The organism is Pantoea allii, assembly GCF_046529425.1.
Taxonomy (GTDB): Bacteria; Pseudomonadota; Gammaproteobacteria; order Enterobacterales; family Enterobacteriaceae; genus Pantoea; species Pantoea allii.
This window is the reverse complement of the sequence record NZ_CP125958.1, coordinates 735,628-748,306: the sequence shown is the minus strand read 5'-3', so window position 1 is coordinate 748,306 and position 12,679 is coordinate 735,628. Positions and strand designations below refer to the sequence as shown.

Below are 12,679 nucleotides of genomic sequence, written 5' to 3'. Positions count from 1 at the left end.
ACCCCGGTTCGCCGGGGTTTTTTATTTCTGCCGCCCTGCCCCACTTTTCACGCGTTAGCTTCAGCCTCGTGTCTTCAGCGCATCGTACATCTGACGATACATCGCCACGATCGCTTCCAGCGATGCACGATTTAACCCACTCGGATTCGGCAACACCCAAACCTGGGTTTTCCCCATGTAGATCGGCTGCTCGCCCCATTCCACCTTGCTCTGACGAAACGCGCGTTTAAAGGCATCTTTGCCCAGGATAGCCAACGCAGCAGGCTGATAACGCAGCACCTTATCCATCAGCCGCTGACCACCATCACGCAGCTCATCACTGGCCAGTTCATTCGCCTGGATGGTTGGACGCTCGACCAGCATCGTGATGCCGCAGCCCGTTTCCAGTAAGCGCTGCTCCTCTTCCGGCTTCAGCTGCTGCTCGGTAAACCCTGCCAGATGAATCACCTTCCAGAAGCGGTTGCCGGGATGGGCAAAGTGATAGCCAGTGTGCGCCGTCGACTGACCGGGATTGATGCCGCAAAACAGCACGTTCAGATCTGATGCGATGATATCGCTAATATTGTGTTCGCTCATGTTGCCTCCTGGCTTTGCGCCTGCGCGCCCCACTGTCGCTCACGCAAAGGGTCCTTGTTTGTCATCGTCTTGTCACTGATTAAAGCGCATTTGGCGGGCAGCGTCGTGGTTTGGGTTGGCTTTTTTCACTGTTAAGCAGGGAAAGACAATTAAGGATAACAGTGCCGGTTATGCCGCCGCCTGTCAGCCAGAGGTTTTTGTCTGTTTTATCATAGTTATCAGCAAGTAAAACATTGCTGCTTATTTCAGCAACCAGCCGATCAACGCTGGATTGCCCTGGACAGATACTTTATAATCCCCGCTCCATTGGCCCCTTAGCTCAGTGGTTAGAGCAGGCGACTCATAATCGCTTGGTCGCTGGTTCAAACCCAGCAGGGGCCACCAGATTTAGTGATGAAAATCATGCAGTTAAGCCACCTTAAAAGGGTGGCTTTTTTGTTGGCTATAGTCTTGATGGCAGCAAAATGGCAGCAGACTTTTTTTGCATATATCAATGTCCATCAACTTTTCTCTTGCGAGGGGCAAAAAAAAACCCGCTAAGCGGGCTTTTATTACATCCATAAGACTTGCTGAGAACCTCGATCAGGGTGGGGCGGAACGCTAGCCACTTTTCCTGGTGTCATGATTATGTCAGTTACAGTTTCATGTGATTTAAAGGTACAACTGCAGTTAATGTTCTGGCACTGGTTATAACGCTCTTTAGTATTCTTAGATACCTGAAAGCTACTTCTCGTGTGTGCGGCATTACCACACATAGGACAATTCATCATCGCTTAGGCCCCATCGCATTTTTAATCAATTATACACAAACATTTGTTTTGAGATACGCCTCATTCCATTTGCAATGAATCAATTTTCACTTCCAGCTCTATGCTGGTCGTGTAGCCGCTGTCAGCGCTCAGGCTGTGCGTCAGCGTGGTAATGATCCATTCGCCATCATCAATCTGCTTTTTAAACCCTGTTACCTTTACCGGCATTTCGGTGTAAAGCTCTGCGCGCCCTCGCGCCAGCTGGATCGAGAAGGTCGCAACACCGCGCTGCAGCCGTTCCCACTGCATTTTTGCTGCCCGCTCTGCGTTTGACCGGTTGGCATAGGTGCGGCTCAGCACCAGTACGTTTTCGTCGGTGCCGACGAGATAATCACCCTGTTTCGCTTCCGGCTCTTTTTTCTTCGCCGTGGTTTTGCGGCGCCGCTTTACCTTTGTTTCCGGCTTTTTCGCTGGCTCACGCGTGTGCAGCCAGCTGGCAATCACGCCGGTATAGGCGTCGCGGTCAGCCAGGGTAAAACGATGACTGTCGCCGTCACGGCGCTGAATGGTGATGACCGGCAGCGCCTTGCCGCTGGCGTTTTTGCCCTGCCCCTGACGGATAAACAGTAGCTTGCCGTCCTTGACGCAGGCCAGCGCACCGCACTGGCGGGCCACGCGCATCAGAAAACTGGCGTCGGATTCGTTGGTCTGGTCGATGTGGTCGATTGCCATTTTCTCAACGTCTGCGCTCAGCGCTAAATCCAGCTTGTGCCTTTCCGCAATGGCTTTCGCAATTTCGCCTGCCGTGGTTTTGTGCCACGATTTTTCGCGCCTGGTGTTCAGGGTCTGACGAAAGTCGGCGCTGCGGGCGCGAAGCGTCAGCCTGTCGGGCGTGCCGCTGTGCTCAATCTCATCAACCGTATAACTGCCCTTGATGATAAGCGGCTCCCCCTCCCAGCCCAGCGCCAGTTTTAACACTACGCCCCGGCGCGGCAGCTGCAGCAGGCCGTCTGCGTCGTCCAGTTCAATATCCAGCTGGTCAGCCTCAAAGCCCCGGTTATCGGTCAGCGTCAGGCTGATGAGCCGCTTTTGTATGGTCTGCGTGACGTCCTCGCCTGCCATCGTGAGGCGAAACGCCGGGGCGCTGGCTGCCCCTTTTACCCAGCTTTCTGCCTGCATCATCAGAAAAGCCCTCCCGCTGCAGCCGTGACTTTACCGGCCACGCCTGCCGCCGCGCTTTTCATGGCGTCAAGCTGGCCGCTCAGGCTGCCGAACATCTCGCCCAGCGACTCATCGGCACGCTTAAGCGTAAGCGTGAACTCAATACGCCTGCACGCGCCGTTACTGAAAAACTCGGCTTTGGTCTGGCTCAGGCTCTCAATCACGTACATGCCGTAAATGGTGCCGCTGCCCTCAATCAGCGGCCACGCGCGCCCCAGCTCCGCGATTTGCTCCAGCGCATACAGCGACAGCCTGCCGCCGGTCAGCTCCGGCAGCAGCACGCCGGAAAGCGTCAGCGTGTCGGTGTCCGGCCCGGCAAACTGCAGCGACGGGCGAAAGCCCACGCGGTTGTTGGACGGAAATCGCCAGCTGCGTTGTAACTGCAGCTCCTGATAAGGCACCGTTTCCAGCATGAAAACGAACAGCCCCAGCGTCATCATCATTCGTCAAATCCCCCCTGGTCACGATAAGAACTGCGCGCGCGTGCCTCTGCCTGACGCTGCTCAGCTTTGAGCCTGCGCATCACCTTATCAACCAGATCTTCCTGGCTCTCTCCCGGCTGCTGCACGATGGTGAATGATGCGTTGATTTGCGGCGCGGCAACCTGCGGCGCGGCCTGTGCGCGCTGCGCTTTACTCTGGTATGCCTGCGCGGGCAGGCTCATCGGGTGCAGCGGGCGCGCGGCGGCAGGTGCGGCGGCCATACCCAGTGCCAGCGACGCCGAGGCGGCCAGTGCGGCAGTGCGGCGACGGCTGGTAATGCGCGCCGGACCGTTGACCAGCTCCGGCCCGTTCTCGCCTGCGATGCCATACTGACCGGCGGGAATGTAGCCGCCATTGTCAAAGAGTCCGGCAAAGCCCGTCGGGGATGTCGGGCTTAACGGGTTGACCGGTGTCGCGCCACCCTTATCCGCTGAGGGCTTCATGAATCCCGGCAGCAAATCCGTCATGGATGACAGTCTGGCCTTAAGCGCGTCCCATTTGGCCGTGATGCCCTCAAGCAGCGCGCTGATCATGTTGCTGCCCGCTTCTTTAAACCGCTCCGGCAGCGTGCTGGCCGAGTTAACCAGCTCATCCCACTTCTGCGACACGGCTACCTTGATGCTTTGCCATGCCCCGGCGATGCCGTCGCGTATCGCGTCCCAGCCTCTGCTGATGACTTCCTGCAGCGCGCCATCCGTGAACAGGGATTTAACCCAAGTCCAAGCATCGGCTATTTTGCCTTTGATGGCCTCCCACGCTGCCGAGGTGTTATCTGTCACCCGCTGCCATGTCGCTTTAAACATTGGGCCGAGGGTGTCCCAGTTACGCCAGATGTAAATTGCCCCCATAGCGATAAGGCCAATAACGGCCAGTATCGGGTTGGCAAACATCAGGCGGCCCAGCCAGATAACACTGCTGCCGACGATGCGCAACGCCTTGCCTATCATTCCTAATGCGCCCGCGCCCTTAAAGCCCAGCGTCGCCATGCTCAGCCTGATAACCGCCATCGGCCCGACAATGGCCGCAAAGCCGATAGCCAGCGTCCCCAGACCGATAACGATGGCAGACACCGCCGCGCCGACTTTCACCAGCGCGCCAGCCAGCGCCTTGTTTTTCTCTATCCACTGCGCCGCCATGCCGGTGACCTTTTTAATCGCCCCCATGATGTCCATCAGCGGCTGGCGCAGCGTATCTCCTAACCCGCTCATGGCGTTATTGAGACCGGTTTTGGACAACAGCCACTGCGCGGAAAGGGAATCTTTGTTGATGTCAGACTCTTTCTGCATCGAGCCTTTGGCGGCATCGCCCTGCGTCAGGGCCAGCTGCCGGCGCAGCTCCGGCAGGTTATTGGCAAGTTTCGCCGCATCCTTGCCGAACTCCTTGCCGAATATCATCGTCAGCGCAGACAGGCGTTTGTTTTCCGGCAACTTTTTGACCTTTTCCAGCACGCTGATGATGGTCCCCATCGCGTCCGTGGTCATCTGCTTTTCAATCTTTTTGGGGTCCAGCTTAAGCAGCGTCATGCCTTCCTGAAAGCGCTTGCCCTGCATGGTAGCAATCGACAGCTCGCGCACCATCGCGTTGGCCGAACTCGCCGCAATCTCAGAGGTGGCACCGAGTGAAAGGAAGGTTGAACCCAGCGCCGCCGCCTTGCGAAAGTCCAGCCGGTCGGCGTTGCCGCCCATGCGCTGCAGCACGTCGATAATGTCCGCCCCTTTCGACATGGCGTTATCGTCTAAATAGTTCAGCGCATCGCCCAGCTGCTCAATGTTGCGGGTCGGTATCTTATACAGCTGGCTGATTTTACCCAGCCCCTCGGCCAGCTGGTCGGCGGGCAGCTCAAACGCCGTGGACGCTTTGGCCGCCGTAGTGGCAAAGGCCAGTAAATCGCGCTTCTGGTCGGCGTAAGAATCATTCTGGTTGGTAACACCCATGCGCGCGCCGCCCTCAACCAGCGCGGCATAGTCAACCGCGCCGTGCTCCATCGGCAGTTGCTCACTGGCGGCCTTGATGGCGGCCTGCATGTCGTAAAACTGCGCGGTGCGGTTGCCCTTGTCATCGCGCAGGCCGTTGACCTGCTTAGCCACGCCCTTCATGGCGTCTTCCATATCCGCCGAGGCTTTAATTGCTGCTGCAAACGGCACGCCCATTGCCATGCCCGCCGCCGTGGCTGTCGCCCCGGCCCCGGCCACCTTATCGCGGGCCTCCAGCGTTTTACCGTAGCGCTCACGCACGGCGCGCAATTTAGCCTGGCGCTCTCCCAGCCTTTTCAGCTCACGCTGCTGCTGCTCAATCGCCTCCGTTGCGGCGCTGGCGTCGGTTTTCAGGCGGCGCTGTGCCGCGCTCAGTTGCTTTGTATCAATACCGGCGGCGGTCAGCGCGCCGCGCTGCTGCTGTACCGAGCGCAGCAGGCCGTTGTAGCTCTGCTGCAGGTCATTAACACGGTTTTTTGCCTGCTCAAGCAAGCGGGACTGCTGCGCCGTGGGGCGGTTGGTGGCGGAAAACTGCGTCGCCAGTGCGGCGGCCTCCTGCCGGGCAGAGGCAAGATTTTTTTCAGTGATGGCCAGCTGCTGGCGCGTTTTGCGAAAGCCGTCAATGCGCCCGGCCTGATCGTTCAGGCTTTTCAGGCTGTCTTTGCTGGCTTTGAGGGCGGCGGACAGCTCCCTGGAGCCGTCGCGCGCACTGCGGAAAGGGCGGGTGATTTTGTCCACCGCCTTAAGTACCACCTGCAGGCGCAGGTCTCTGTCACTCATCGTCACCGGCTCCGTTACGCAGGATCGCTTTGTGCCGCCACATCAGCACGTCCGCCAGCGACTCCGCGAACATGACCGGCGGCGGCCAGTGAAACACGGTGGCGATGTCTGCCACCAGGTCATCTACGGTCAGCTCTGCGGGATAGTCGAAAGCGCCGACCTCGTTAACAAAAAAGACACCACCTCCACCGACAACGACACCAGATCGGCGGGGTCCATTTCGTTGATTTCCTGCGCCGTCAGCGCAGGCGTTGACACGCGCGGCAGCACGGTCATCACCGCGTTGACGTCCATTTCCATTAACGCCTGCAGGCGCACGCCGCGCAGCGCGCCGGACTGCGGCTTACGCAGTACCACCTCTGTGATTTCGGTTTTGCCGCGCTTGATTGGGGTGTCCAGGGTGACGGTTTTTTCGTTTTTGATGTCGCTCATGTTCTTAATCCACTGAAAAATTGATAAAAGCAGCAGGCCAGCGCCTGCCGCCATGATTACAGGCCCAGCGCGCTGCGGTGCGCTTCCATCATGTCTTTGCCGTCCACGATGTGAACCATGTTGACCAGATCCACCTCAAACAGCACCTCGCCGTTAATGGTCAGCTTGGCGTAGCTGTTGGTCGCGGAAACCTTGGTCGTGTTGGCGTCGCCGGTTTTCCACTCGCCGGAATCCAGCTCCTTGTAGCGCCCGCGCGTGACCAGCTCCACCGCCTGCACCTCGCCGGTGTCGTCGCGCTGGATTGAGCCGGTAAAGCGCAGCTGCACCGCGTCTACGGTTTCCGCGCCCAGCTGCTTAAACAGCAGCGCCTCGGTGCCGCCGACGGTAAATTCCGTGTCCAGCGCGCCATCGTCCAGGCCCATATCAATATCGACCGCACCGGCCATGCCGCCGCCACGGTACTTTTCAAACTTACGGGTCAGCTTTGGCAGCGTCAGGGACTCAACCAGCCCCTGCCAGTTGTTGCCTGCGTTGAACAGGTTCAGGTGTTTTAACTTACGGGGTAAGGCCATGTGTTCAGCTCCTTATGCTTTGACGCTGGCGGCGAAGTTGACCAGGTACTGGTCAGTGATGCGCTGGCGCAGCATCAGGTTTTCCAGCGGCGGCACCGGCGTGTAGTCGTAGTCGATAAACAGCTGCCCGGCCTTGAGCGTCTCTTTGGTGTTCACCGAATCATCCAGCCAGCAGCTTGCGCCGATGAGATAGCCCTGATTCACCAGGCTGCGCAGCTTCGCGTTGATGCCTTCGATGATGTCGCGGGCAAGCGACGGATTCAGCGGCCCGTCAACGGCCCACATCTGCGCCTCGGCCATCGTGTCGGCCAGCACCTGCGCCGTGCGGGTATAGGTTTCGAACTGAAAGAGCGGGTCATCACTCAGGCAGCGCGAACCCCAGAAACGAAAACCGTCCTTGCGGATCAGTGTGGTGACGTCGTTCTGGTTCAGCAGGCCCGCATCGGTTGCCGGATCCTGCAAATCCCACGACACATCTTTTGAAATGCCGGTGACGCCGTTCACGCCGACGTTGGACAGGGACTTGTGCCAGCCGGTTGTTTCGTCAATTTTGGCGCGCAGGCCGAGCGCGCGGGCGGTGGCATAGGCCGTCGCGTCAGCGTTCAGCACGGTGTCAAAGCTGATGAAGTCAGGCCAGATAAGCATTCCTTCGCGCTGGCTGAAATTAGCGCGGTAGGCGATGACCTCGGACACGGTTTTGCAGCCCCAGGCCGAGATATACGCGAAGGCGCGCAGGGTCTGCGCGACGCTCAGCAGCTCGGTTGCCACTGCCTTTGTGTCATGCCCCGGTACGCCGAGAATGCGCGGTTTGACGCCGCAGACGTTCTGCGCGGCCAGTAGCGCTTTCATGCCGGTGCGCATCCCGTCTGCGGTCACGCCGCCGATGATGTTGGATGTGGTTTCCGCCTCGGTTTCACCCTGCGCCACGCGCACAACAACGACGAGCGGTTTTGCCTGGTCGGCGATGGCGTCCAGTGAGGCGGCAAGCGTGCCGGTTTTACCGGCCTTGCCGATGGCGGTTGTGACGTCGGTGAGTAAAACGGGACGGTTTAGCGGGAACGTTGCCGCGTCGGCATCGTCGCCGGTGCAGACCATCCCGATGATGGCCGTGCTGACGGTGGTAATGGTTCGGGTGCCTTCGTTAACTTCAATAACGCGCACGCCGTGATGATAATCCTGTGCCATGTAACGGATCTCCGGTTAAGGGGTTCCGCTATGGTGGAGGGGATGGGGCGCGGGCGCACCCCGGCAGCATTGTGCAGAGAATGACACAAAGGAAAGAACTCAGACGGGAGCAACAGGCCATGGCACATCCGGCGCCTGGCTGACGTCCACCCGGCTGACGTCTACGCGGTACTTTTTCCACAAAGGAAGCAGCCGCTTTTCTTCGTCGGTTGCGATACCCAAATCAACCGCATCCTGTAGTGGGTTGATGGCGTCAGTCGCCACACCTATATAGTACGTTTTAAATCCCGACGCTTTGGCTACGTGCTCCGCATGAGGAACAATTCGCGGCACAATATTCTCACCGTCAAACATCCACTCGCCGTTTGCGGCAAACCCGTCGGGAATATCTTTTGCTTCGACAGACGTCACAGATCGGTTTTCAGGATACAGACCGGTGGCATCGTAACCGCACGTTCTGATGATGTTGTCCGATTCAAACGCAATCTTTAACAGGCCGTTATCAAGTTCTGCCAGAACGGTTTCGTACCAGTCCTGCCCGTCTTCTGTCCTGAAGGCGTAATCAATAAATGTCGGCACGTCCAGCGGGATTTTTTTGAAGTTGCGATAAATTTTCATGGTATGCCCTTACAGATAAGATGCATCGATCCAGTTTGCGCCGACACGCTTCTGGAGCCTGCGATAAAAGATGCGGGTTATCCCGACATAGCTTCCCGTTGATGTGGCAGTCACGCCCGTGACATAACAGCCGTGCGGAACAAGGCTGTCTGTTGACTGACCTGATGCGGGGATGGTCACGCTCATGGACTCCTGCTGTCCCAGGCGCTGGTCATTTGCCATGTTGCCGTTAAGAAACGTCCCGTCCCGGCCAATCTCCAGAAAGCGAATGCCGTTAATTTCAACAGCAAAACTTTTAACGGTGTTGTCGCCCGCCCGCACAATGCCGGTGCGCACATAGTCGCTGTACCAGGTGTAACTTGACCAGGCGACGAAGGTATCCGCCGACTGACCTGTATCTGCAGACACTAACTGCACCGGGTTTGATTCTTTGGCGATGGTTTCGACCTGCCGGAAACGGAAAATTTTATCGAAGTTGCCGCCGCCTGCTGACACCGCGCCCACGTTGTCCGCTGTCAGTTCAATATCCTTTGAACCGTCAAACGCCACCCCCGCAATTTTGCGGGCCGTCGTCAGCTTTGTGGCACTGTCTGCGCTGTCTGCACTGACCGCTTTCCCTTCCGCTGGCAGTGCGCCAACATCCTGCGCCGTCGGTTTATTCAGCGTGTGATACAGCTCACCCCACTCAGAGAGTTTTTTACCGTCCAGCGCCATTCTGATAAATGCGCGTGGCTTTCCGCCATCACCGCCCAGCCCCTGACCGGCAATCTGCCAGCCAATATCATCACCCATGACGTGCGTTATGCCGCCGCACCACTGGCCGGAAAGCGGGCCGATTTTTTCACCAGGCGGGAAATAATCAAAACGAGTGACGTCAAGCGCGCCCATTTTGCCGGGCAATTTTTCATTATGAATGCCCAAACCGAACAGCCCGCTGCCGTCCTTAATGCCCAGCGTGCTGATCTCTTTTGCAACAAACTCCGTGTTCGCCAGCTGCCTGCTGCTGTTCCCCGCTTCCGCCGTGGGCGCTTTAGGGATGCCGGTGAGCGTCGGGCTTTCTTTCGGTGCGTACTGCGTATGCGGATCGTCTGCCTTGAGATGCGCGGCCATCAGGCTGTCGGCGTACTGCTTCACCTCAATGGCTTTGTCGTCAACATACTGGCGGGTCGCCAGCACCACAGACGGGTCGATTTTCAGCGTAATGGCGTCCGTGCTGTTCACAATCAGGATCATGCGCACGGTCTGCGTGCGCCCGCTCCCCTCCTGCAGCGCGGGCTTGTAGGTCTCCGGCGTGTTACAGACCGCAATCAACGTGCCGTCTGCATCGAACAGGCCCATTTCCCTGATCCAGAAACCGCCTTCGGTTTCGGGGATGACCTGCTCGGCAATCACCTGGCTGACGTTGGCCGGATCGACGCTCAGCGTGTTGATGGCCGCGCGGCGCTTCTCGCCAACCAGCTTTGTCTGGCTGGCGTTGGGTGTCGGCAGCGTGCCGCCCCCGTCGCCCACGGCCATCTGCGTGATGTTCAGTTTTGTGCCGAGCGCGGCGGCGTTGGCAATTTTCGCCGCGCCCAGGCCTGTCACTATGGCGTAATATTTCTGGCTCATGGTCTGATTTCCATCATGTCAGTAACGTGGAGAGCCGCACCGCCGAACAACTGGCCGGTGACGACAATATTTTCCGGTATATAGGGGTAGACGGTCATGGCGTCGCCGTCATAGCTGCCCGCCGCAATGCGGGTTTCACCCGTGACCTGCAGGTTTATCGACATGCCCAGCAGATGACGGCTGCAGGGTTTGGCGTCGCTGATAAGGCGCTCAAGCTCTGTATAAGTTTCCTCGGTGATACCCTGATCCTGCACGCCGATATCCAGGCGAAACGTGCCGGGCGCTTCACCGGTTTTCCACCACTCCAGCACGCGGATAAGAAATCCGAACGGCTCCACCACGCGGCGCACGGCGCTGATGGTGCCTTTATGCTGATGGATGTAAAACGCATCCAGCACTACGCGGCGTTTAACGGTTTCTGTCCAGGCCTCGTCCCAGCGGTCCACCGAAAATGACCAGGCAAGGTAAGGCAGAAACCACACCGGACAGGCGGCGGGGTTCCACAGGTCGCGCAGCGGGACGTTCAGCCCGCTGATGCCGCTGCACGCCTCTGCAAGCCTGCGCTCAAGCGCCGAGGAGGCGGGCGGTAACAGGCTCTGGCTCATCCTTTGCCCCCGTTATCGCTGGCAACGGTAACGGTCACCGCCGTGCAGTTGCCTGCCTGCGTGCGGTTCAGAATGATGTCCTGCGCCGGTTCGGTGATTTCCACCCAGTCCACGCCCGCCACGCGCAGCACTGCCCCGTAAGACTCGCGCCGCACGCTGCGGCCCAGCTTTTTCTGGTCAGTCAGGTAGGCATCCATTGCCGCCTGCGCCGCCTCCAGGCACGGGCCTGCGGCCACGCCGTCAAACAGGTGCAGCGTGGCTTTTACCTGATAATCAAATATCGCGGCCGCCTGCACCGTCACACGATCCGCCACCGGGCGCACGGTTTCGGCGTTTAACGCGACATTCACTGCGTTCAGTAAATCCACCGTTGCCGCCCCGCTGTTGTCCCGGCTCAGTACCGTGATCAGCACCTCCGCCGGTGCCGGACTCGTTGCCGACACGTCAGACACGCGCCCGTCGGCACTTTTGGCGTAAAACTCATACGCCGCCGTCGGCCCGGCCACGCTCAGCCCCTCAAACGCCCCCGGCACGCGCAGGCGTAAATCGTCGTCTGACTCCATCACCGCCGCCACGGGTGGTACGGCGTCGGGGTTGGCCGGGGTGATGGTCAGGCGCTTAACGTTGTTGTTGGCTGCCAGCTGGTCCAGATCGGTGCCGAGCGCATACGCCACCATGACCGCCTGCGCCGCCTCATTGATGCGCTGTCGCAGCAGGATTTCGCGGTAGACGTTTTCCTGCAGGCACTTGACCAGCGGATCGGATTCCAGCGCCAGCACGCTGCGCATGGCACCCTGCTGATCTGACGGATACAGCGCAATCAGGTTCTCTTTACGTTCGGCCAGCAGCGTTTCAAAGTCCGGCACCTCAATGACTTCCGGCGCGGGAAGCTGCGATAAATCAATCACTGCCACGGTTCACCCCCGTTGGTATGGTCATTGCCAGCGGCGAACCGTCGGCACGCTGTGCGCTTATCTCAACGACCATCGAACCGTCATAAGCCGTTGTGTAATTCACTGAAATCAGCCGGATGCGCGGCTCCCAGCGGCTCAGCGCAGTGTAGGTTGCCGCCATAACCTGCATACGGGTGACGCCGTTTTGCGGCTGATCGATGAGCGCGGAAAGCATGGAGCCGTATTCACGACGCGCCAGGCGGCTGCCCTCCGGGGTCATCAGAATGTCGCTGACGCTCTGGCGAATATGATCGATATCGGTCAGCGCTTTGCCGGTGTCGCGGTTCATGCCGAGATACATCACGCCGGGCCTCCTGATGTGTCATTGCCGTACTTCACGCCGCCGTGTTTATGGGTATGCACCACGACGCCGTTAGAACTCATGTCACCGCCGCGCTGTGTGACTGCGCCGTTAATGGCCGTTTCACTGTTGAAGGTTGTTTTACTGGCCTCAACGCCGAATGCCTCAGTCAGCAGCTGAATGCCGTCCGCCGCTTCGATGCGCACGCTTTTAATGTTCTTTATCAGCAGCTGGCCGGTTGCCGGTTCGTACTGAAAAAATCCGCCGTCGCTGTACTGCGTGGCGCTGCCATTCTCTGAATTCGCAGGCGGCGGGAATGCATCGGAATAGATCGCGGGCAGCGCAAAGGCGGTTTCGAGGTTGCCGCCCATGCTCAGCAGCATGACCTGCTCACCCACGGTGGGTTGCCACCATGTGCGCGTATTACCGGCGCGCAGGGTGAGCCAGTTAATCCAGTTGGTTTCGAGGTCGCCCGTTTTCACCCGGCACAGCCAGTTAACCGGATCGACGTCGGACACTGTGCCGGTTCGGATCAGGTTGGTGATGAGGCGCATGATTTCGGTCAGTTTTTCGTTCATTAATTATTTTTAAATCATTGCTGACCTAATCAGAAGCCTCTGTTAA

At 58.7% G+C, this 12,679-nt stretch carries 15 protein-coding genes and 1 tRNA gene; 1 reads left to right on the top strand and 15 read right to left on the bottom strand.

Going from position 1 to position 12,679, the window contains the following annotated elements; all coding sequences use genetic code 11:
• Positions 1–60: 60 nt before the first annotated feature.
• Positions 61–576, bottom strand: a complete 516-nt coding sequence (gene mug, locus QNH99_RS03715; protein WP_172897945.1) for a G/U mismatch-specific DNA glycosylase — start codon at positions 574–576, stop codon at positions 61–63.
• 308 nt (positions 577–884) lie between these two features.
• Between mug and QNH99_RS03710 the strand changes: the two genes are divergently transcribed.
• A tRNA-Ile gene (locus QNH99_RS03710) sits at positions 885–960 on the top strand.
• A gap of 167 nt (positions 961–1,127) precedes the next feature.
• Here the strand turns inward: QNH99_RS03710 and QNH99_RS03705 are convergent.
• The 14 genes from QNH99_RS03705 to QNH99_RS03640 form a co-directional block, all read right to left on the bottom strand.
• The gene (locus QNH99_RS03705; RefSeq protein ID WP_014605020.1) at positions 1,128–1,346 is read right to left on the bottom strand and encodes an ogr/Delta-like zinc finger family protein; all 219 of its coding nucleotides are present in this window, start codon (positions 1,344–1,346) and stop codon (positions 1,128–1,130) included.
• Positions 1,347–1,406: 60 nt separating this feature from the next.
• On the bottom strand, positions 1,407–2,507 hold the full coding sequence (locus tag QNH99_RS03700; protein ID WP_410517306.1) for a phage late control D family protein: 1,101 nt from the start codon (positions 2,505–2,507) through the stop codon (positions 1,407–1,409).
• The gene (locus QNH99_RS03695; protein WP_033739843.1) at positions 2,507–2,989 is read right to left on the bottom strand and encodes a phage tail protein; all 483 of its coding nucleotides are present in this window, start codon (positions 2,987–2,989) and stop codon (positions 2,507–2,509) included. Before QNH99_RS03695 ends, QNH99_RS03700 begins: the two co-directional genes overlap by 1 nt.
• Complete coding sequence (locus QNH99_RS03690; RefSeq protein ID WP_410517305.1) at positions 2,986–5,781, bottom strand: phage tail tape measure protein; 2,796 nt, start codon at positions 5,779–5,781, stop codon at positions 2,986–2,988. Before QNH99_RS03690 ends, QNH99_RS03695 begins: the two co-directional genes overlap by 4 nt.
• Positions 5,774–5,896: a GpE family phage tail protein gene (locus tag QNH99_RS03685; protein ID WP_013027006.1), complete on the bottom strand. Its 123-nt coding sequence runs from the start codon at positions 5,894–5,896 to the stop codon at positions 5,774–5,776. Before QNH99_RS03685 ends, QNH99_RS03690 begins: the two co-directional genes overlap by 8 nt.
• A 14-nt stretch (positions 5,897–5,910) precedes the next feature.
• Positions 5,911–6,213, bottom strand: coding sequence for a phage tail assembly protein (locus QNH99_RS03680; RefSeq protein WP_145031933.1), 303 nt, complete (start codon positions 6,211–6,213; stop codon positions 5,911–5,913).
• 56 nt (positions 6,214–6,269) lie between these two features.
• A complete protein-coding gene (locus QNH99_RS03675) occupies positions 6,270–6,785 on the bottom strand; it encodes a phage major tail tube protein (RefSeq protein WP_024471058.1) in 516 nt (171 codons plus the stop codon).
• A gap of 12 nt (positions 6,786–6,797) precedes the next feature.
• On the bottom strand, positions 6,798–7,970 hold the full coding sequence (locus QNH99_RS03670) for a phage tail sheath protein (RefSeq protein ID WP_410517304.1): 1,173 nt from the start codon (positions 7,968–7,970) through the stop codon (positions 6,798–6,800).
• Positions 7,971–8,069: 99 nt separating this feature from the next.
• Positions 8,070–8,588, bottom strand: a complete 519-nt coding sequence (locus QNH99_RS03665) for a tail fiber assembly protein (RefSeq protein WP_410517303.1) — start codon at positions 8,586–8,588, stop codon at positions 8,070–8,072.
• A gap of 9 nt (positions 8,589–8,597) precedes the next feature.
• Positions 8,598–10,196, bottom strand: coding sequence for a phage tail protein (locus tag QNH99_RS03660; RefSeq protein ID WP_410517302.1), 1,599 nt, complete (start codon positions 10,194–10,196; stop codon positions 8,598–8,600).
• Complete coding sequence (locus QNH99_RS03655) at positions 10,193–10,801, bottom strand: phage tail protein I (RefSeq protein WP_410517301.1); 609 nt, start codon at positions 10,799–10,801, stop codon at positions 10,193–10,195. Before QNH99_RS03655 ends, QNH99_RS03660 begins: the two co-directional genes overlap by 4 nt.
• A complete protein-coding gene (locus tag QNH99_RS03650) occupies positions 10,798–11,715 on the bottom strand; it encodes a baseplate assembly protein (RefSeq protein WP_410517300.1) in 918 nt (305 codons plus the stop codon). The genes QNH99_RS03655 and QNH99_RS03650 overlap by 4 nt, the downstream gene beginning before the upstream one ends.
• Entirely contained in the window at positions 11,702–12,055 is a 354-nt protein-coding gene (locus QNH99_RS03645; protein ID WP_410517654.1) for a GPW/gp25 family protein, read from the bottom strand. The genes QNH99_RS03650 and QNH99_RS03645 overlap by 14 nt, the downstream gene beginning before the upstream one ends.
• Positions 12,055–12,633 (bottom strand): phage baseplate assembly protein V, encoded by a 579-nt coding sequence (locus QNH99_RS03640; protein WP_410517299.1) that lies wholly within the window; start codon positions 12,631–12,633, stop codon positions 12,055–12,057. The genes QNH99_RS03645 and QNH99_RS03640 overlap by 1 nt, the downstream gene beginning before the upstream one ends.
• Between the last annotated feature and the right edge of the window lie 46 nt (positions 12,634–12,679).